Genomic DNA, 18,079 nt, shown 5'->3' with positions numbered 1-18,079 from the left:
GGAGACAAGAACCATGATCCGCCCCACCCTCTTGATCGCCGCGGGCTGCATCGGCCTGCACGGCCATGCGCTCGCGCAATCCAACGTGACCCTCTTCGGCACGGTCGACCTCAACGTCACCTCCGCCAAGTCAGGTGGCCGCTCGGTCACTTCCATGGACCAGGGCGGCAACATCTTCCCGAGCCGCCTCGGGTTTCGCGGCACCGAAGATCTCGGCGGCGGCCTCGCCGCGAGCTTCTGGCTCGAGGCAGCGACACTGCCCGACACGGGCGAGTTCCAGGGAGTCGGCTGGCAGCGGCGCTCCACCGTGAGCCTCTCGCACAACTCCTTCGGCGAGGTCCGCCTGGGCCGCGACTACACGCCGAGCTTCTGGAACATTTCGCAGTTCTCCCCTTTCGGCACGGTGGGCGTCGGCGGTTCGAGCAACATCGTCGAGGGCTGGCCCTTCGGCCTCGGCGGCGCGAGGACGCTGGTGCGCGCCAACAACTCGATCAGCTACTTTCTGCCACGCAACCTGGGCGGCTTCTATGGCCAGTTCATGGTGGCAATGCCGGAGGGCCAGGAGGGAACGAAATACTCCGGCGCACGGGTGGGCTATGCATCGGGCCCGATCGACATCGCGGCCAGCTACGGACAGACGCCGATCGAAGGCCAGCACTACCGCAGCGCCAGCCTCGGCGGCAGCTACGACTTCGGCGCCGCCAAGCTGTACGCGAACTACCTGATGCAGAAGGCCCCGCAGGACAAGCAGACCAATGTGATGCTGGGCGTCAGCGTGCCAGTGGGTGCGGGCGTCATCAAGGCATCGATCGCGCGCTCGGACCGCTCGGGACCCGGCATTGACGCCGACGACGCAACCCAACTGGCCGTCGGCTACGTCCACTGGCTCAGCAAGCGCACCGCGATCTACGGCACCTGGTCGAAGATCCGCAACCGGGGCAACGCAGCCTACGTGGTGACCGACGCGCTGACGGACCCGCAGGCGGGAGCAAATTCGCGTGGCTTCCAGGTCGGGATCTCGCACAACTTCTGAGGGCGAGTGTCGGGCGCTTGGCCTACGCGGCTGAGCGGGCCGTCGAGCCCAGCGAGGAAATCTCGAACATCCGCGTGAAGTCGCAGCACTCCTGCGAGAGCATCACGATCGACGAGATCAGCGTGCTGCGCTGGTCGCCCTTGTACATCGCGACGTACTTCATCACCGGCGGCGCGGGTGTGCAGGGTACGACCATCAATGACCCGTTGGCGACCATGGGCGCCAGGCATTTCTCCGGCATGCAGCCGATGCCCAGGCCCGATGCGGTGAGCCCCATCATGGCCACGAGGTTGTTGACGATGATGACGTCGGTCGGTTGAACACCCAGCGACTTCATCCAGCTGTTGTGCGCCGTGCCGGCGCCCGACTTGCTGCCCTGCAACAGCAGCCTGCGCGACGCCAGTTCATGCAGGCGAAAGGTCTTGCCCGGTTCGACGAACCCCGGCTTGCACATCCACACGCTGGAGAACTCGCCGACAACATGGCTCGGCAGATGCGCCTCGGCGAACACATCGGGGACCAGCACCAGGTCCAGTTCGTCCGTCAGGAGCTTTTCTTTCAGGTTGCCGCTCGCGTCGACATCGGGCTCGATCGTCACCTTGGGGTAGTAGCGCTGGATGGCCTCCACCAGCCGGTGCAGCCAGGTCATGGCGGTGAACTCGGTCACGCCGATGCGCACACGGCGCTCGATGACCTCGGGTTTGCCGATCTGGTCGATGGCGGCGTCTCTTTGTTCGAGCAGCTTCTTCGCCAGCACGAACATCTCTTCGCCCTTTTCCGTCAGGCGCGCCGTGCGTTGGGACCGGTCGAACAGTTCCAGGTCGAAGCCGGACTCCAGCTCGTGCACGCGTTTCGACACGGCAGATGTCGAGGTGTGCAATTTTTGGGCGGCCTGGGAGAAGCCGCCCAGTTGCACGACCCAATACAGGGCTTCCAACTGCTTGAAGGTCATCATGGTCAGCAAAAACCCTGGTTGGTTTCCTTTTTTTCCACTGATTCTTGCGAAATATTTCGCTTTTTGAAATTTTAGGCAACTTTCACAATCCCGCCATCGAATTGATGTTGAGGCGTTTGTCATGGTTGCTTCCAGTTTTGCCGTTCACCCGACGCCGGCCGTTGCACCGCAGGATGTGCTGGCCGCCTTCCAGGAAGTGGCCACGCCGCACATCAGCGACAACCTGCAGCGCCTGAGCGGCATCGTCGGCCTGCAGCGGTTCCACGGGCGCAGGAAGCTGGTGGGAACGGCGATCACGGTCAAGACCCGTCCCGGCGACAACCTGCTGATCTACAAGGCCCTGATGGATGCTTCCGCGGGCCACGTGCTGGTGGTCGACGGCGGTGGCGACACCACCAACGCGCTGGTGGGCGAACTCATCATGCTGTACGCGCAGCAGCGCGGCTGCACCGGCATCGTCATCGATGGCGCCATCCGCGATGCAGCGGCCTTCCGCGATGCCGACTTTCCCTGCTATGCGCGTGCCGCCATCCATCGGGGGCCCTACAAGAACGGGCCCGGCGCGGTCAACGTGCCGGTCTGCGTGGGCGGACAGATCGTGCAGCCCGGCGACATCGTGGTCGGCGACGACGATGGCATCGTGACCTTTCCCGCCTCCGAGGCACCGCGGCTGCTCGATGCCATCGCCCAGACCGCCAGGTTCGAGGCCGCCATCAAGGCCGAGATCGCCAACGGCAAGGCCGAGCAGTCATGGCTCACGAAGGCCTTCGCGCCGCACGGCCTCTGAATCCGTGAAGCGTACGGCGTCATTCCCCCATTCGACTTTCCCGGAGAGAACCCAGTGAGCATTCTGTTGGCCCAACGCCTCGGCGGCGTCAAACCCTCGCCCAGCATGGCCGCGAAGACGCGCGTCGATGCGATGCGCGCGATCGGCCGTCGCATCGTCGACTTCACCATCGGCGAGCCCGACTTCCCGACGCCGCGCCACATCGTCGAAGGCGGGGTGGCGGCCCTCATGGCCGGACACACCCGCTACACGGCATCCAACGGCACGCCGGCCCTGCGGCAAGCCATTGCCGACAAGCTTCAGCGCGAGAACGCGCTGTCGTACAAGCCCGAGAACATCGCGGTGGGCAACGGTGCGAAGCACATCATCTACAACGCCTTCGCGGCCACGCTGAACGAAGGCGACGAGGTGATCGTGCCCGCGCCGTACTGGGTGTCCTATCCGGACATGGTGGCGCTGCATGGCGGCACACCCGTCGTGGTGCCGAGCATCCAGGGCGAAGGCTTCAAGCTGATGCCGGCAGCCCTTGAAGCGGCCATCACGCCCCGCACGCGGTGGCTGGTGCTCAACACGCCCAACAACCCCACGGGCGCGGTCTACACCCGCGATGAACTGGCGGCGCTCGGCGAGGTCCTGAAGCGGCATCCGCAGGTCTGGCTGATGACCGACGAGATCTACGAGCACTTCGTCTACGACGGCGCCGAGCACCTTTCTCCATTGAACGTGACGCCCGAGCTGGCCGAGCGGACGCTGGTGATCAACGGCGTCTCCAAGGCCTATGCCATGACGGGCTGGCGCATCGGCTACGGCGCGGGACCGGCGGCGCTGATCAAGGCCATCACCATGCTGCTCTCCCAGAGCACGTCCTGCCCCAACTCCATGAGCCAGGCGGCCGCGGCGATTGCGCTCGATGGCCCACAGCAAACCGTGGCCGAGGCCGCGGCCCTGTTCGGGCAGCGCAGAAACCGCATGCTGCAGATGCTGCAGGCGCTGCCAGGATTCGAGTGCGCACCGCCGGACGGAGCGTTCTATGTGTTCCCCAGCGTAGCCGGATTGATCGGGCGCACCACGCCGGCGGGAAACGTTCTTTCTTCCGACATCGACGTCGTGCACTACCTGCTGGAACACGCCGGCGTGGCCGCGATCGACGGCACCTCCTATGGCATGCCCAACCATCTGCGCATGTCCTTCGCCACGGGGGTCGACGTGATCGACCAGGGCGGTCAACTGCTGCAAGCCGCATTGCGCGAACTGGCCTGACGTCTCATCGTTCCGTACAACCTTTTCCGGAGTAGATCCATGAAGAAGAGTGCATCGACCCTTATCGCCGGAGCCTGCCTGGCATTGCTGGCCAACCTGGCCTGCGCGGACCAGCTCGCCGACATCAAGGCCAAGGGCGTGTTCACCTGCGGCACCCTGGGGACGGCCGAGCCGTTCAGCTTTTCCAATACCCAGACGCGCGAGGTGGAAGGCTACGACGTGGACTTCTGCAAGGCACTGGCCAAGTCGCTGGGTGTCAAGCTGGAGCTGAAGCTCATCTCGGTGGCTGCACGCATCCCCGAACTGCAGCAGGGTCGTGTCGACGCCGTGATTGCCAACCTGGGATGGAGCGCCGAGCGTGCCGAGCAGATTGCCTTCAGCGACCAGTACTTCGCGAGCGAGCAGAAGGTCGCCGCGCGCAAGGACAGCGGCTTCACGACTCTCAAGGACCTTGCGGGCAAGCGCGTCAGCGCGGTCAAGGGCTCCAGCTCCGAGATGCTGGTGCGCAAGGTGATTCCGGGTGCGGCGACCGTTACTTTCCAGGACCCGCCCAGCGCCTTTCTCGCGATGCAGCAAGGCAAGGTGGAAGGGCTCGCCGCCTCCGAACTCAATCTCGCGAAGTTCCGCCAGCAATCCGAAAGCACCGTACCCATCGTCACGCTGGAGCCTTCGCTGATGCTGGAGCCGTGGGGCATCGGCATGCGAAAGGAAGAGGCAGGCTTCATCAAGCACGTGAACACCACGCTGCAGGCAATGGAAAAATCCGGCGAGGCGCAGCAGATCTTCAACAGGTGGCTGGGCACCGGAACCTCCTACAAGATGCAGCGCGCCTTCAGGATCGAGCAGATCAAGGGCTGATCACTGCCATGCAACGAGGCGCACGACGTGGGTAGCAAGATCGATTTCTCTGTACTGGCGCGAGGCGAATATCCGCAATGGATATGGCATGGCGTGCTCACGATGTTCGAGCTCACGCTGGCGGCATGGCTGTTTGCCCTGGTCCTGGGCACGGTGCTGGCCGTGGTGCGCATGGCGGACAACCGCGTGGCGAAGACTTTCGTCGCGAGCTACGTCGAGTACCACCAGAACGTGCCCATGCTCGTGCAGGTCTTCCTCTGGTACTTCGGCATGCCGGCGCTGCTGCCGCGTGCGGCGCAGCAATGGCTCAATGCCCACGACAGCGAGTTCCTGCTGGCGTTCATTTCCATCGGCCTGTGCATGGCGGCCTACGTCTCCGAAGGGCTGCGCGGCGGCATCCGGTCGATTCCCAAATCGCAGCTCGAAGCGGCGCGTGCCATCGGCCTTTCCTATCTGCAGGCGTCGCGCCTGGTGGTGATACCGCAGGCACTGCGCATCGCGCTGCCTACCCTGGTGAGCCACACGGTGCTGCTGTTCAAGAACACCAGCCTGGCCATGACCATCGGTGTTGCGGAACTGACCTATGCCACGCGGGAAATCGAGAGCCAGTCGTTCAAGACCGTGGAGGTGTACCTGCTGTCGACGGTGATCTACCTCGGCGTGTCCATCCTGATCATGACGGCGGGAGCGCGGCTGGAAAGCCGCTATCGCATTCCCGCGAGATAAGCCATGGACAGCATCTTTTCCATCCTGCGCGAGTACGGCACCCTGCTGCTGGTCGGCCAGTACCCGAACGGCCCGCTGGGCGGGCTGGCGATCACGCTGGTTCTCTCCGTGCTGGGCCTGTTGCTGGCCTTTCCCCTTGGCGTTGCGATTGCGCTGGCACGCATCAGCCCCTTCGGCTGGCTGCGCATGCCTGCCACGGCGGTGATCTACGTGGTGCGCGGCGTGCCGCTGCTCATGTTCATCTTCTGGGTCTATTTCTTCGTGCCCGTGCTGACCGGACGTATGGTCAGCGGCTTCACGACCATGGTGATCACGCTGGTGATCTACCAAGCGGCCTACTTGGCGGAGATCGTGCGCGCCGGCATCGAGGGGCTGCCCCACGGGCAGACCGAAGCGGCGCGAGCCGTGGGGCTGAGCTACGTGCAGACGATGGCGAAGGTCATCCTTCCGCAGGCGCTCTACAACATGGTGCCGGCGCTGGTCAGCCAGTTCGTCTCCACCATCAAGGAGACCTCGCTGGGCTACGTGATCAGCGTGAACGAAGTGACGTTCGCGGCCAACCAGATCAACAGCTCGCTGATGACGCAGCCGTTTCAGGTGTACTTCATCCTCGCGGCCATCTACTTCTGCCTGTGCTTCTCGCTGACGCGGCTGGCACGCTTCCTGGAGCGCCGCATTGCCGCGCGGCGCGAAGGCACCTTCCGGCCGGCGACGGGTTCCGCGCCCGCGGCGGCCGGGCCCATCGCACCCAAGCAAGCCGCATGAACATGTCTTCGAGCCCCACTCCTGCCCTCATCGCCTTCGACCTCGTGAACAAGTGGTATGGCGACTACCGCGCACTGAACGACATCAGCGCCGAGGTTCGCAAGGGAGAAGTCGTCGTCGTGTGCGGCCCTTCGGGGTCCGGCAAGTCGACGCTGATACGCACCGTGAACCGCCTGGAAAGCATCCAGAGCGGCACCATCCGCTTCGACGGCCAGGACGTGAACGCGCCATCGCTCGACATCAACAAATTTCGCAGCCATGTCGGCTTCGTGTTCCAGAGCTTCAACCTGTTCCCGCATCTGTCGGTGGCCCAGAACATCATGTTGGGGCCCGTGAACGTGCGCAAGCAGAAACGGGCGCAGGCCCGGGCTCGTGCGCTCGAACTTCTTGAACGCGTGGGCCTGGCTTCGAAAGCCGATGCATTTCCGGGCCAACTGTCGGGCGGCCAGCAGCAACGCGTTGCCATCGCCCGGGCCCTCGCGATGGACCCACCGGCCATGCTGTTCGACGAGCCGACGAGCGCGCTCGACCCCGAGATGGTCGGCGAGGTGCTGCAAGTGATGAAGTCGCTGGCACGCGACGGCATGACGATGATGTGCGTGACGCACGAAATGAACTTCGCGCGCGAAGTGGCGGACAGGGTCTGGTTCATGGACCAGGGCAGCCTGGTGGAAACAGGCCTGCCGGAGGCGTTCTTCTCGAAGCCACGCAGCGAACGGGCACAGAAGTTTCTCGCCGATCTGCGCTCGCACTAGCGCGGCGCCTGGGCCCCATCGCGTCTATCTCAGGGGCTTCCCGATGCGCGCCAGCGCGGGGCTGAAGTTGGATGTCCGGGCGCACATAGTCAAGCGCCTGCTGGCTGATGCCGAAGCCGCTGATCGTCAGTTCGCGCAAGACGGTCGTGCTGTTCGTCAGCATGACCTTGCACGGATGCCTACCGGTTGCCGGTGTGGGACGGCTTTTGAAAGTGGGGAATCAACCGAAACGCAGGGGCACAGAAACGGCCAGGGCCTTGATTCCGTGTAGGTTTCGGCGAGAAACAGGCAAAAAAATAGCCCCTTGCGGGGCCATTCTTGGAGAGGGAGGCGGCCGCATATCGGGTTGCAAGGCGCATGAATGCTGGCAAATCCGGGTTCGAATTTTCATTGATCCCCCCAAGGATGCCCCCAAACCTCTTCCACTGCCCCATCTCCCCGGCCGGGGGCTGGCAGTCCCACAACCCTGATACGCACCGCTCTATCGCTGTTGTTTTCCGGTTAGATTCCGGCAACTGCCGAAGAGCCCGTGTCAGCCGGCATGGACAACACCCCGACGCGATTGCCCTGCTGCGCAATATCATCGGGATTTAGAGTCCGGAGGCTCCGACAAGACGCGCGGCTCCTAAGGCTCCGCTGCGGGCACCGGCAGATCAGCGGGACGCCCCTCCACCGCCGCACGTGCCACGACCGGGTGACCAGTCGCGCTGACCCAGAACGGCAGGGCTTGGCCGCGGAGCCACAGGATCTGCTTCGACTTGCGCGAGAAGCCTGTGAAACAGCGCAATTCGTTGTCGTCGAGAAAGAGATGCGGCTGCGTCATGCCGCAGTATGGCGCTTCACTGAAAACCGTGATCCCAGCACGCGAGGCTCGCACAATCCGCGCCCATGGTGCGTCTAGCCTTCCCGCCTCCTGTGGACTTCATTGAGCTTCTACTGGACCTGCGCCGCGCGGGCATGAGCGGCACGCAGGTTTGCGCGGCATCTGGCCTCACGCGCGGCGCCATCGGGGAGTATCGACTCGGCCGCTGCCGCCCAGCCTTCAGCAAGGGGGAGACGCTCATCGCACTATGGTGTGCACGCACGGGGCGCTCTCGCGATGAGGTGCCGCGGCTCATTGGTCGCACGCTCTCGGCATCGAAAGTCGCTCGCGAAGAGCGTGGACCAGCGGATAGCTTCGCCTCATCTGGTTCCGCCCATGCGGCCCGCGAACTGACTGCAATCACACAGGTCTGGGGCAGCAAGCTAACTACCTCGTGACTCCCACTCAATGACCTCGGACAGCAGCCACTTCCCATCGGCATCAGGCTTGGGCAGTTCGCCGCGGCGCACGCGGTAGATGGTGGTGTGGCTGGTAGTGCCCAGCGATAGAGGCGTCGCGTAGGCCTTCGGCCGCGCTCTTCACGGCCTCAAGATGCGCAGACCGCCAAGATCAGCTGCATCGCGGATAACATGGGCCGACAATAATTGGGGGCAATCATGAAGACGGCAATCCACTCGCTGGAGGCTTTCGCACAGTTGCAGGAGGAGATCGACCGGCTGCCAGATGAAATGTCCCGCATCGATCGGCTGTGCGATGTCTACCTGAGCGCGGATGGTGTGCCGCCAGCAATGCTGCAGAGCGACCCGTTCGGCGAGCAGCACCTGGAGGCGTGCCGCAAGTTCCTGGCTTCGCTGTCCGGCGGAACCGGCTACGACGCCGCGAAGAACGAACGCTCCGACTTCCTCGATGGGTTCACTGAAGGCCACTACACCCCCTCGATATACCGCTACAACGACAGCCGCATGGTTGGCGACTCCCTGAGTGCGGCCGGCGCGATCATCACCGCCATGGATGTGCGGGCCGGCGATGCGGTGCTGGAGTACGGCGCGGGCGACGGGCAGATCTCACTGGCCCTGGCGCGCATGGGCTGCGATGTCTCGGTGATCGACATCGACGAGCGCTATCTGCGCATCATCGACCGTCAGGCCGCGGCCATGGGCATCAAGGTCAACACCGTGAAGGGGCTGTTTGGCGATGGCGTGCCCGGCAAGAAGTTCGACCGCGTGCTTTTCTATGAGGCCTTCCACCACAGCCTTGATCATGCCGCCACGCTCCTACGCCTGCGCGATGTGCTGAAGCCGGGCGGACGGCTGCTGCTGGCTGGAGAACCCATCATCGCCAAGGACAACTACTGGCGCAACATCGTGCCGTTCGCATGGGGGCCGCGGCTGGATGGGCTTTCCTTGCGCGCGATCCGGGCCTATGGCTGGTGCGAACTCGGCTTCCAGCGTGAGTATCTGATTGAGAAGATGATGCGCACTGGCTGGCTGGTGCAGTTCCGCAAATGTCCGGCGACGGATCGCGGTGATGTCTACACGTGCACCAGGGCACCAGAACTCATCAACATCGGCGACCCGTTGATCTTGGTCGAGTCCACGCGCGACGACGACGGCTGGCACGATGGAGAAGGTGCTACTCGCTGGACGCGCGGTCGGGCGTCCATAGGCCTTGACCAAACACAAGGCGCTTTCGCGATCGAGCTGAAGCTGCACAACTTCCTCCCGTTGACCCGACCTGTCACGGTGACGGCCGGTGACTTTTCGGATGCATTCGAACTTGCGCCGGGCGAGGCGCGCGAGGTGACGCTACCAATGCAGCGAAGCGCCGCGGTGCTCACGATCGACTGCGAGCCTATGGCCCTCTCGCAGGCCATTCCCGGGCACCACGAGGACCGTGTCGTCGGCGTCTCCGTGTCGACGCTACGCTATCGCTCACGCAGTTCCACCGGAGAATAAAGAAAGCCCCAGCCCGGAGACTGAGGTGATGTGGAAAGCTGATCTGCGACGTTGTGCAAACCAGCCATTGCCAATCGGCCGACGATGACTCGGTCGTATGATCAATCTATAGAAAGCGCAGGCGCGCGCAGGAACGTCACGAGGGCTATGAAGAACGCCGGCCTGATTTTTTGCGAGACTGTTTGTGATGCTCTCGATCCTGCAAATACCTGAACTTCGCAACTTCTTCCTGCGAGCGGACGTGCATGATGAAAAGTAAAGTCGCCCTTCGCGGGTGGCCTCCGGAGCGCAGACGACCACGCTTGCTCAGCTGTTGGGCGCAGGTCTGGCTGACTGCAATCCGGCAATCACAGCTTCGAGCCTCTTCCCGTCGAACTGCACTCCCCGACCGCTCGGCTTCCACACTCCGCTGCTGACCTCCACGAACCAGGCGCGGATGTCGACCACCTCGCGGCTTTCGTAGCGATCGCGAGTCACGCGGATCTCCGCAGTGCGCGATTTCTGAACGCGGGCGACGACCTCAGACACGCTTGCCTCCTGGGTACTTCGGCTTCGGCAACTTCTTGATTCGCGCCCCGGCATAGAGCAGCTTGTCCAAGCCCTCAACCATGCGGATGGAGCTCTGGGCCGCACGAAGATGTGAGCCTCGCCCAGCCCCTTCGCGCGACTGCTCGACCGCCTTGGCGACGCGCGGCGTGTTGGCCATCGCCTCGAGCTCGCGCTCCATCGCCTTGCGGATCTTGAGCATCCTCTGAATTTGGTACGGCGTCATATTCCCCTCGATCGGCCGCTTCGGCGCCTCTCCCATTCCCGGCAACAAATGGCCGCTACATTCGGTTGACATCACGAAACGACGTACTCGCCTGTTGCCACGATGCGCGAGCCGTTGGCCATCGGATAGAGGTTGTCGTAGGTGAGGATGCCGCCGACGGAACCGTTGAGCGTGAAAGAACATGTCTTGCCGCTTGTACTGATCTCTCGACCCGCGCCGACCGTAGAAAAAACCGTCGGGCGCGGCAAATTCACGTTCAACGCTCCCCCGCCGGTTCCGTTCGTGACGACCGTGACGTCGACTGCGACGCGACACGTATTGCCGTGGAGTGTTGATTGCCACCGAAAATTGACCCTCTAAACGCAGTAATTTCCGTCTAAGACTGACCCACGTAAAACTCTACCCTGCTCATTTTTAAAGCAGGGGATCCTAGGAGTGATAGACGTGGCGACATTGAGTGTCATCAGACGCTGGGCCCTGCGCGAGCAGATGTCCGTCCGCGAGATAGCCAGGCGTACAGGCCTGTCTCGCAACACCGTCAAGAAATACCTGCGAGCCGACGACGAAGAACCGCGCTACGCCAAGCGGGCGAGTTCCAGCAAGCTCGATCCCTATGCCGAGAAGCTCGCGACCTGGCTCGCTATCGAGGCCACCAAATCGCGGAAACATCGGCGCAATCTGCGGCAGATCCACACAAAGGAGAACATCAAGCACTTATCCACACCGTGAAGCCTTCAGGCTCACAAAGCGGGTGGATCAGTATTCAATGGAAATCTAGGGTCAGAGATCGGCGGAATCCAACACCTTGGGCTCTATGCATGCGAAGTGCCCCTTGATGCGCGGCTTCAGCGCATCAGATGGCTTCAGATCGCTGGCCGGGTTCCGCTCGACGATACCGTGCGCGATGCCGTATCTGAAGATCTGGCTGCAGGTCTGCCATGTGCGCTTAGCAATGTCCACAGCGCCGCGGGTCTCGATCTTCTTCGCGACTGCGAGCAGTTGCGGTGCAGTGATCGAGGCAATGGGCCTCTTGCCAAGATCGGGGAAAACGTCGGCCTGTAACCGGGTGAGCACATAGCCAGCATGGCGCTCGGACTTGCCAGCCTTCCAGTGCTCATGCCAGGCCCTAGCTACCGTCTCGAAGGTGTTGCCGACGCTAACGCGCGCGCTGAGCTTCGCGTCAGCCTTGGTCTGTGCCGGATCAGCGCCGCCCTTCAGCACCAGGCGCGCATCATCGCGAGCACGCCGGGCCTGCGCCAAGGTCACTTCGGGATAGATGCCGACGGCCAGCCGCTTCTCCTTGCCATTGAAGCGGTACTTCCAACGCCAGAGCTTGCTCCTCGTAGCGGTGACCTCGAGGTACAGGCCGCCGCCATCGGTGAAGCGTTGGTACGCGCGACCATCAGCGCACTTCGCGTTCTTGCAGGCGGTGTCTGTGAGCGGCATCTGGGGGCATTTCCAGGCGGGGTCCGCGCGAATCGCGGTCCATGCCCCCAACTGTGCCCCCGTTTTGAACCAGCTGTCAAAAGACGTTCCCGGACAACCGCACACAAAAAAGCCCCGTCTAGCGGGGCTTGGCTGCTGATTCTCGGCCGCTGGCGGCCTTATGCGGAATCATTCTTGGAGGAGAGGGAGGGATTCGAACCCTCGGTACTATCGCTAGTACGCCTGATTTCGAGTCAGGTACATTCGACCACTCTGCCACCTCTCCGGTGCTGTCGAGCCTGCGATTCTAGCAGACAAAAACGGGGCTTTTGAAGCCTCCTGCGATCAACCGCGCAGAACTTCGAGCCCGCCGAGGTACGGACGCAACGCCGCAGGCACGTTGATCGAGCCGTCCTCGTTCTGGTGGTTTTCCAGCACGGCGACCAGCGTGCGGCCCACCGCCAGGCCGGAGCCGTTGAGCGTGTGCACGAGTTCGTTCTTGCCCTGCGCGTTCTTGAAACGTGCCTGCAGGCGGCGCGCCTGGAAGGCCTCGCAGTTCGAGACGGAGCTGATCTCGCGATAGGTGTCCTGCGCCGGCAGCCAGACTTCGAGGTCGTAGGTCTTGCCGGCGGTAAAGCCCATGTCGCCGGTGCACAGCAACACGACGCGGTACGGCAGCTCCAGCGCCTGCAGCACGGCCTCGGCGTGGCCGGTCATCTGTTCGAGCGCGTCGTAGCTCTTCTCGGGGTGCACGATCTGCACCATCTCGACTTTGTCGAACTGGTGCTGGCGGATCATGCCGCGCGTGTCGCGGCCCGCGCTGCCGGCTTCGGAGCGGAAGCACGGCGTGTGGGCCGTGAGTTTGATCGGCAGTTGCGACTCGGCCACCACCTCGTCGCGCACGAAGTTGGTCAGCGGCACTTCGCTGGTGGGAATGAGGTACAGCGCCGAATGGTCGGGCGCGGGTTCGCCGTCCTGGCCGCCCTTCTTCGCGGCGAACAGGTCGCCCTCGAACTTGGGCAACTGACCGGTGCCGCTGAGCGTGGCAGCGTTGACGATGTAGGGCACGTAGCACTCGCTGTAGCCGTGCTTCTCGGTCTGGATGTCGAGCATGAACTGCGCAAGGGCGCGGTGCAGGCGGGCGATCGGCCCCTTCATGACGGTGAAGCGCGAGCCCGCGAGCTTGGCGCCCATTTCGAAGTCAAGGCCGAGCGGCGCGCCCAGGTCGACGTGGTCCTTCGGCGCAAAGGCCAGCGGCGTGGCATTGGCACCAGCGCCGCCTTGCGGGCTCCAGCGGCGCATTTCGACGTTGCCGGTCTCGTCCTCGCCGACCGGCACGCTGGCGTGCGGCAGGTTGGGCACGGCGAGCAGCAGCGCGTGCAGCTCGGGCTGGATCTCCTCGAGGCGCCCGGATTGCGATTCCTGCTCGGCCTTCAGCGCGTTGACTTCGGCCATCAGCGCATCGACCGACTCGCCCTTGGCCTTGAGCGGGCCGATCTGCTTGTTCAGCGTGTTGCGGCGCGCCTGGATTTCCTCGGTGCGGGTTTGCAGCGTCTTGCGCTCGGCCTCGAGCGCGGTGAACGCCGACACGTCGAGGTACGGCTGGTTCTTCTTGCGTTTTTCGAGGCCGGCCACAGCGGAGGCCAGGTCTTTGCGGAGCAGGGTGATGTCAAGCATGGGGTGATTTTAGGTGGGCGTAGCATCGCGGTCCCACTGACCCACCTCGAAGGGAAAAACGATGGAAGCCTATCTGACATTCAACGGCAATGCCGCCGAGGCGCTCGCGTTCTACGCCAAGGCGCTGGACGGCAAGGTCCTCTTCAGCATGACCTTCGGCGAAAGCCCCGCGGGCGCCCAGACGCCGGCCTCGTACAAGGACAAGATCATGCACGCCACGCTCGAGGCTCGCGGCCACAAGCTGATGGCCTCGGATGCCCCGCCCGAGTGGCCTTTCGAGGGCTACAAGGGCTTCTCTCTATCGGTGCAGGCAAACAACGTCGACGAAGGCAAGAAACTGTTCGATGCGCTGGCCGAAGGCGGCAAAGTGACGATGCCTTATGGCCCGCAGTTCTGGGCCACGGGTTTCGGGATGCTCACCGACAAATTCGGTGTGGCCTGGATGGTGAACTGCGAGAAGTGAGTTTTCAGGCGACCGTCGCAGGATCGACGTTCGCCCCGCAGACGATCAGGCACACCTTCTCGCCTTCGCGCGGCACGTAGGCGCCAGTCTGCAGCGCCGCCAGCGGCAGCGCGGCGGCCGGCTCCACCGCCAGCTTCAGCTCCTTCCAGAGCCATTGTTGGGCTGCGCGGATGGATTCGTCGGACAGCAGCAACGCGTCTTGCACCTGCTGCTGCGTGATCTCCCAGGAAATGGCACCGATGCGGCGCGCGCCGAGCGAGTCGGCCGCGATGCCGCCCACTTGCACGTCGACCGGCTCGCCGGCTTCGCGGGCACGGAACAACGTGGGCGCTTTCTCGGGCTCGAGCGCCACCACGCGGGCGCGCTTCTCGAACCAGCCGGCAAGGCCGCCGATCAGGCCGCCACCGCCCACGCTCACGAGCACCGAATCGGGCACGCCGCCCTGCTGCTCGATTTCGCGGCCCAGCGTGCCGGCGCCGGCCACCACTTCGGGCTGGTCGTAGGCGTGGGTGAGCAAGGCGCCGGATTCCTTCTGGCGCGTCAGGCAGGCGGCCAGCGCATCGGGGTACAGCTCGCCGACCACGACCACTTCAGCCCCCAGCGCACGCAGGCGCGCACGCTTGGCTTCGGGCGACACGCCCGGCAGGAACACCTGGCAAGGCACGCCCAGCGCGCGCGCAGCCGCCGCCGTGGCAATGCCTGCATTGCCACCCGAGGCCACGACCACGCCGCTTTGCGGAATGTCGTTGGCCAGCAGCCGGTTCATCATGCCGCGTGCCTTGAAGCTGCCGCTGACCTGCATGTGCTCGAGCTTGAGCCAGATCTCCACGCCCGGCACCGCGATGCCGAAGGCGCTTGCCGGCAGCTTCCACAGCGGGGTTTCGCGCAGGAAGTGGCCGGCGCGCTCGCTCAGCCTTCGGGTGGCGCTGTCTATTTCAGAGCGCCAGTCGGTTGTTTTCGTGTCGTTCAAGAGATGTGTCCTGGAGGCGGAATGTCGTCGAGCTTGAGGCCCTTGGGGAGCGGAAACTTGATGGTTTCCTCGATGCCGTCCATCTTGCGGACCGACACCGCGCCGAACGCGCGCACGCGGTCGATCACCTCGCGCACCAGCACTTCAGGGGCCGAAGCGCCGGCCGTGAGGCCGATGCGCGTCTTGCCCTCGAACCACTCGGGCTTGAGTTCTTCGGCCGAATCGACCATGTAGCTCTCGGTGCCCAGCCGCTGCGCCAGTTCGCGCAGCCGGTTGCTGTTGGAACTGGTGGGGCTGCCGACCACGATCACGAGGTCGACCTGCGGGCTCATGATCTTCACCGCGTCCTGGCGGTTCTGGGTGGCGTAGCAGATGTCCTGCTGCTTGGGCTCACGCACATCGGGAAAGCGCGCGCGCACCGCGGCGGCGATCTCGGCGGCGTCGTCCACGCTCAGCGTGGTCTGGGTGACTACCGCCAGCTTGGACGTCTGCGCCGGCGAGACCTTCGCCACGTCACCCACGTCCTCTACAAGATGGATGCCGCTCGACAGCTGGCCCATCGTGCCCTCGACCTCGGGGTGCCCCTTGTGGCCGATCATGATGAACTCGTAGCCCTCTTTCGCGAGCTTGGCCACCTCGACGTGCACCTTGGTCACCAGCGGGCAGGTGGCGTCGAAGATCTCGAAGCCGCGGTCGCGCGCCTCCTGCTCCACGGCCTTGCTCACGCCGTGCGCGCTGAACACCAGCGTGGCGCCGGGCGGCACGTCGGACAGCTCCTCGATGAAGATCGCGCCCTTGGCCTTGAGCTCGTTCACCACGTAGGTGTTGTGCACGATCTCGTGGCGCACATAGATCGGCGCGCCAAACTTCGCAATGGCGCGCTCGACGATCTCGATGGCGCGGTCGACACCCGCGCAGAAGCCGCGCGGCTCGGCCAGGATGACTTCTGAGATCTCGGAGTTCATAGCACCCCGATCAGCTTCACTTCGAAGGTGACGGGCTGGCCGGCCAGCGGATGGTTGAAGTCGAAGCGCACGCCGGTCTCGTTCGACTCGATCACCGCGCCAGCGTAGCTGCCGGTGCCGTCTGGCGTGGGGAACTGCACGACGTCGCCCGTGGCGTACTGCTCGTCGGGGTCGCCCATCTGCGCGAGCAGCTTCCTGGCCACCCACTGCTGCATGTCGGGGTTGCGCTCGCCGAAGGCCTCGCCGGCGGGCAGCTCGAAGGTGGCGTGCGTGCCCTCTTCCAGGCCCATCAGGCGCTGCTCCATGGCGGGAGAAAGCTCGCCGGTGCCGAGCGACAGGGTCGCGGGCTTGTCGGCGAAAGTATTGATGATGTCGCCCGCTGGGCCGGCCAGCCGGTAGTGCAGGGTCAGAAAGGAGCCAGAAGTCACGACTTGGGACATGGGGGCATCAGAGGTGGGCAAAGACAAGGTGGTGTCCCGATAAACTGGACCTCATTTTAAGGACCGGGGCTTCCACCCGGCTCCGCCAAGGTTTCACCCAGGGTTTCATGTCATTCAAGGATCTCCCCCTCGACGCCCGTCCCCGCGAAAAACTCATCTCGCGCGGGGCGTCCGCGCTGGCCGACGCCGAGCTGCTGGCCCTGCTGCTGCGCACCGGCGTGGCGGGCAAGAACGTGCTGCAACTGGCGCAGCAGCTGCTCGAACGCTTCGGCGGGCTCTCGGGGTTGCTGCACACCGGCGCCGAAGACCTCAAGGCCGTCAAGGGCATGGGCGGCAGCGCCAAGCGCTCCGAGCTGATCGCCGTGCTCGAACTGGCACGCCGCGCCATGGGCGAAAAGCTCAAGGAGCGTGCGGTGTTCGATTCGCCCGACGCAGTCAAGCAGTACCTTCAGCTGCACATCGGCTCGTGCTCCTATGAAGTTTTCGCGGTGGTGTTCCTCGACGTGCAGCACCGCATGATCGCGCTGGAAGAAATGTTCCGCGGCACGCTCACGCAGACCAGCGTCTACCCGCGCGAGGTCGTCACGCGCGCCATCCACCACCAGGCTGCGGCTGTGGTGCTGGCGCACAACCACCCGAGCGGCAACATCGAGCCCTCGCGCGCCGACGAGTCGCTCACGCAAACGCTGCGAGCCGCCCTGGCGCTGGTGGACGTGCGGGTGCTCGACCACATCATCGTGAGCCCCGGGCAGAGTTTCTCGATGGCCGAGAGGGGGCTGCTCTGATGGCCGCGCGCTCCCCCTCGCTCAAGAACCTCGCCGACCTCAAGCAGGTGCAGCGCGCGCTCGCCGAAACCCGCGAGCGCGAAGCCGCCGAGGCGGCCGCCAGGGCCGTGGCCGAACGCAAGCGTGCCGCCGAGAAAGACCTGTTCGCCCGCGCTATCGGCGCCACCGAACCATTGCGCCGCAAGGCCGCCGTGCCACTCGCGCCGGAGCCACCCGCACCCATCCCCGTGCAGCACCAGCTCGACGAGCAGCGCGTGCTGCGCGAGTCGCTCTCCGACGAGTTCGACGTGACCACGCTGCTCGACGTGGACGACGCCATGAGCTTCCGCCGCCCCGGCATCGGCACCGACGTGACGGCGCGGCTGCGCAAGGGCGACTGGGCGATCCAGGCGCAGGTCGACCTGCACGGGCTGCGCAGCGACGAGGCACGCGAGGCACTCGGCGGCTTCATCCGCAATGCCTACAAGCAGGGACTGCGCTGCGTGCGCGTGGTGCACGGCAAAGGGCTGGGTTCGCCAGGCAAGCAGCCGGTGCTGAAGACCAAGACCCAACGCTGGCTGATCCAGAAGAATGAAGTAATCGCCTTCGTGCAGGCCAAGCCTGCTGAAGGCGGGGCCGGCGCACTCGTCGTGCTGCTGGCGCCCGCGCGGCGCTGACCGCCTCGC

General features: G+C 64.4%; 21 protein-coding genes, 1 tRNA gene and 1 pseudogene. 12 read left to right on the top strand and 11 right to left on the bottom strand.

Annotated elements, in window-relative coordinates; translation table 11 throughout:
* Positions 1-13: 13 nt before the first annotated feature.
* Positions 14-1,033, top strand: a complete 1,020-nt coding sequence (locus ACSFBF_RS12100) for a porin (protein ID WP_435467157.1) — start codon at positions 14-16, stop codon at positions 1,031-1,033.
* Positions 1,034-1,055: 22 nt separating this feature from the next.
* On the opposite strand, the gene ACSFBF_RS12095 is transcribed toward ACSFBF_RS12100, so the two are convergent.
* Entirely contained in the window at positions 1,056-1,985 is a 930-nt protein-coding gene (locus ACSFBF_RS12095; RefSeq protein ID WP_435467422.1) for a LysR family transcriptional regulator, read from the bottom strand.
* Between the two features lie 124 nt (positions 1,986-2,109).
* On the opposite strand from ACSFBF_RS12095, the gene ACSFBF_RS12090 reads away from it, so the two are divergent.
* From ACSFBF_RS12090 to ACSFBF_RS12065, 6 genes are read left to right on the top strand one after another with little or no spacing between them, the layout of a single operon-like run.
* Positions 2,110-2,775 carry an RraA family protein gene (locus ACSFBF_RS12090; RefSeq protein WP_435467155.1) on the top strand — a complete coding sequence of 222 codons (666 nt, stop codon included), beginning with the start codon at positions 2,110-2,112 and terminating at the stop codon, positions 2,773-2,775.
* A 54-nt stretch (positions 2,776-2,829) separates the two neighbouring features.
* A complete protein-coding gene (locus tag ACSFBF_RS12085) occupies positions 2,830-4,035 on the top strand; it encodes a pyridoxal phosphate-dependent aminotransferase (RefSeq protein ID WP_435467153.1) in 1,206 nt (401 codons plus the stop codon).
* 39 nt (positions 4,036-4,074) lie between these two features.
* Positions 4,075-4,893 (top strand): ABC transporter substrate-binding protein, encoded by an 819-nt coding sequence (locus tag ACSFBF_RS12080; RefSeq protein ID WP_435467151.1) that lies wholly within the window; start codon positions 4,075-4,077, stop codon positions 4,891-4,893.
* 27 nt (positions 4,894-4,920) lie between these two features.
* Positions 4,921-5,619, top strand: a complete 699-nt coding sequence (locus ACSFBF_RS12075; RefSeq protein ID WP_435467149.1) for an amino acid ABC transporter permease — start codon at positions 4,921-4,923, stop codon at positions 5,617-5,619.
* Between the two features lie 3 nt (positions 5,620-5,622).
* Entirely contained in the window at positions 5,623-6,384 is a 762-nt protein-coding gene (locus tag ACSFBF_RS12070; RefSeq protein WP_435467147.1) for an amino acid ABC transporter permease, read from the top strand.
* 2 nt (positions 6,385-6,386) lie between these two features.
* Positions 6,387-7,139 (top strand): amino acid ABC transporter ATP-binding protein, encoded by a 753-nt coding sequence (locus tag ACSFBF_RS12065; protein ID WP_435467420.1) that lies wholly within the window; start codon positions 6,387-6,389, stop codon positions 7,137-7,139.
* Between the two features lie 625 nt (positions 7,140-7,764).
* On the opposite strand, the gene ACSFBF_RS12060 is transcribed toward ACSFBF_RS12065, so the two are convergent.
* A complete protein-coding gene (locus tag ACSFBF_RS12060) occupies positions 7,765-7,962 on the bottom strand; it encodes a DUF4224 domain-containing protein (RefSeq protein WP_435467145.1) in 198 nt (65 codons plus the stop codon).
* A 656-nt stretch (positions 7,963-8,618) separates the two neighbouring features.
* Between ACSFBF_RS12060 and ACSFBF_RS12055 the strand changes: the two genes are divergently transcribed.
* Positions 8,619-9,917 (top strand): class I SAM-dependent methyltransferase, encoded by a 1,299-nt coding sequence (locus ACSFBF_RS12055; RefSeq protein ID WP_435467143.1) that lies wholly within the window; start codon positions 8,619-8,621, stop codon positions 9,915-9,917.
* A 306-nt stretch (positions 9,918-10,223) separates the two neighbouring features.
* Here the strand turns inward: ACSFBF_RS12055 and ACSFBF_RS12050 are convergent, their stop codons facing one another.
* From ACSFBF_RS12050 to ACSFBF_RS12040, 3 genes are all read right to left on the bottom strand, one after another.
* Positions 10,224-10,445: a PC4/YdbC family ssDNA-binding protein gene (locus ACSFBF_RS12050; protein WP_435467141.1), complete on the bottom strand. Its 222-nt coding sequence runs from the start codon at positions 10,443-10,445 to the stop codon at positions 10,224-10,226.
* A complete protein-coding gene (locus tag ACSFBF_RS12045) occupies positions 10,438-10,665 on the bottom strand; it encodes a hypothetical protein (RefSeq protein WP_435467139.1) in 228 nt (75 codons plus the stop codon). The genes ACSFBF_RS12050 and ACSFBF_RS12045 overlap by 8 nt, the downstream gene beginning before the upstream one ends.
* Before the next feature lie 95 nt (positions 10,666-10,760).
* Positions 10,761-10,943, bottom strand: coding sequence for a hypothetical protein (locus ACSFBF_RS12040; protein ID WP_435467138.1), 183 nt, complete (start codon positions 10,941-10,943; stop codon positions 10,761-10,763).
* Positions 10,944-11,124: 181 nt separating this feature from the next.
* On the opposite strand from ACSFBF_RS12040, the pseudogene ACSFBF_RS12035 reads away from it, so the two are divergent.
* A pseudogene (locus tag ACSFBF_RS12035) lies at positions 11,125-11,382 on the top strand (helix-turn-helix domain-containing protein); the annotation flags it as partial.
* An 87-nt stretch (positions 11,383-11,469) separates the two neighbouring features.
* On the opposite strand, the gene ACSFBF_RS12030 reads toward ACSFBF_RS12035, so the two are convergent.
* The 3 genes from ACSFBF_RS12030 to serS all read right to left on the bottom strand — a co-directional run bounded on the left by ACSFBF_RS12030 (position 11,470) and on the right by serS (position 13,791).
* On the bottom strand, positions 11,470-12,135 hold the full coding sequence (locus tag ACSFBF_RS12030) for a tyrosine-type recombinase/integrase (protein ID WP_435467136.1): 666 nt from the start codon (positions 12,133-12,135) through the stop codon (positions 11,470-11,472).
* A 175-nt stretch (positions 12,136-12,310) separates the two neighbouring features.
* Positions 12,311-12,400, bottom strand: a tRNA-Ser gene (locus tag ACSFBF_RS12025).
* A gap of 59 nt (positions 12,401-12,459) precedes the next feature.
* Positions 12,460-13,791 carry a serine--tRNA ligase gene (gene serS, locus ACSFBF_RS12020; RefSeq protein ID WP_435467133.1) on the bottom strand — a complete coding sequence of 444 codons (1,332 nt, stop codon included), beginning with the start codon at positions 13,789-13,791 and terminating at the stop codon, positions 12,460-12,462.
* Positions 13,792-13,852: 61 nt separating this feature from the next.
* Between serS and ACSFBF_RS12015 the strand changes: the two genes are divergently transcribed.
* Positions 13,853-14,254, top strand: coding sequence for a VOC family protein (locus ACSFBF_RS12015; RefSeq protein WP_435467131.1), 402 nt, complete (start codon positions 13,853-13,855; stop codon positions 14,252-14,254).
* Positions 14,255-14,258: 4 nt separating this feature from the next.
* Here ACSFBF_RS12015 and ACSFBF_RS12010 read toward each other — a convergent pair whose 3' ends face one another.
* The 3 genes from ACSFBF_RS12010 to ACSFBF_RS12000 are packed head-to-tail and all read right to left on the bottom strand — an operon-like array spanning position 14,259 to position 16,629.
* Entirely contained in the window at positions 14,259-15,224 is a 966-nt protein-coding gene (locus tag ACSFBF_RS12010) for a threonine/serine dehydratase (RefSeq protein ID WP_435467129.1), read from the bottom strand.
* Complete coding sequence (gene ispH, locus ACSFBF_RS12005; protein WP_435467127.1) at positions 15,221-16,189, bottom strand: 4-hydroxy-3-methylbut-2-enyl diphosphate reductase; 969 nt, start codon at positions 16,187-16,189, stop codon at positions 15,221-15,223. The genes ACSFBF_RS12010 and ispH overlap by 4 nt, the downstream gene beginning before the upstream one ends.
* A complete protein-coding gene (locus ACSFBF_RS12000) occupies positions 16,186-16,629 on the bottom strand; it encodes an FKBP-type peptidyl-prolyl cis-trans isomerase (RefSeq protein ID WP_435467125.1) in 444 nt (147 codons plus the stop codon). The genes ispH and ACSFBF_RS12000 overlap by 4 nt, the downstream gene beginning before the upstream one ends.
* 107 nt (positions 16,630-16,736) lie before the next feature.
* Here ACSFBF_RS12000 and radC point away from each other — a divergent pair, with 107 nt between their 5' ends.
* Entirely contained in the window at positions 16,737-17,414 is a 678-nt protein-coding gene (radC, locus tag ACSFBF_RS11995) for a RadC family protein (protein ID WP_435467123.1), read from the top strand.
* A complete protein-coding gene (locus ACSFBF_RS11990) occupies positions 17,414-18,070 on the top strand; it encodes a Smr/MutS family protein (protein WP_435467121.1) in 657 nt (218 codons plus the stop codon). The genes radC and ACSFBF_RS11990 overlap by 1 nt, the downstream gene beginning before the upstream one ends.
* Positions 18,071-18,079: the final 9 nt, after the last annotated feature.

Origin of the sequence: Variovorax nivicola, from assembly GCF_051216475.1 — a bacterium.
GTDB lineage: Bacteria > Pseudomonadota > Gammaproteobacteria > Burkholderiales > Burkholderiaceae_C > Variovorax.
Note: the sequence above shows the minus strand (reverse complement) of the source record. Positions and strands in the feature narration are given on the sequence as shown.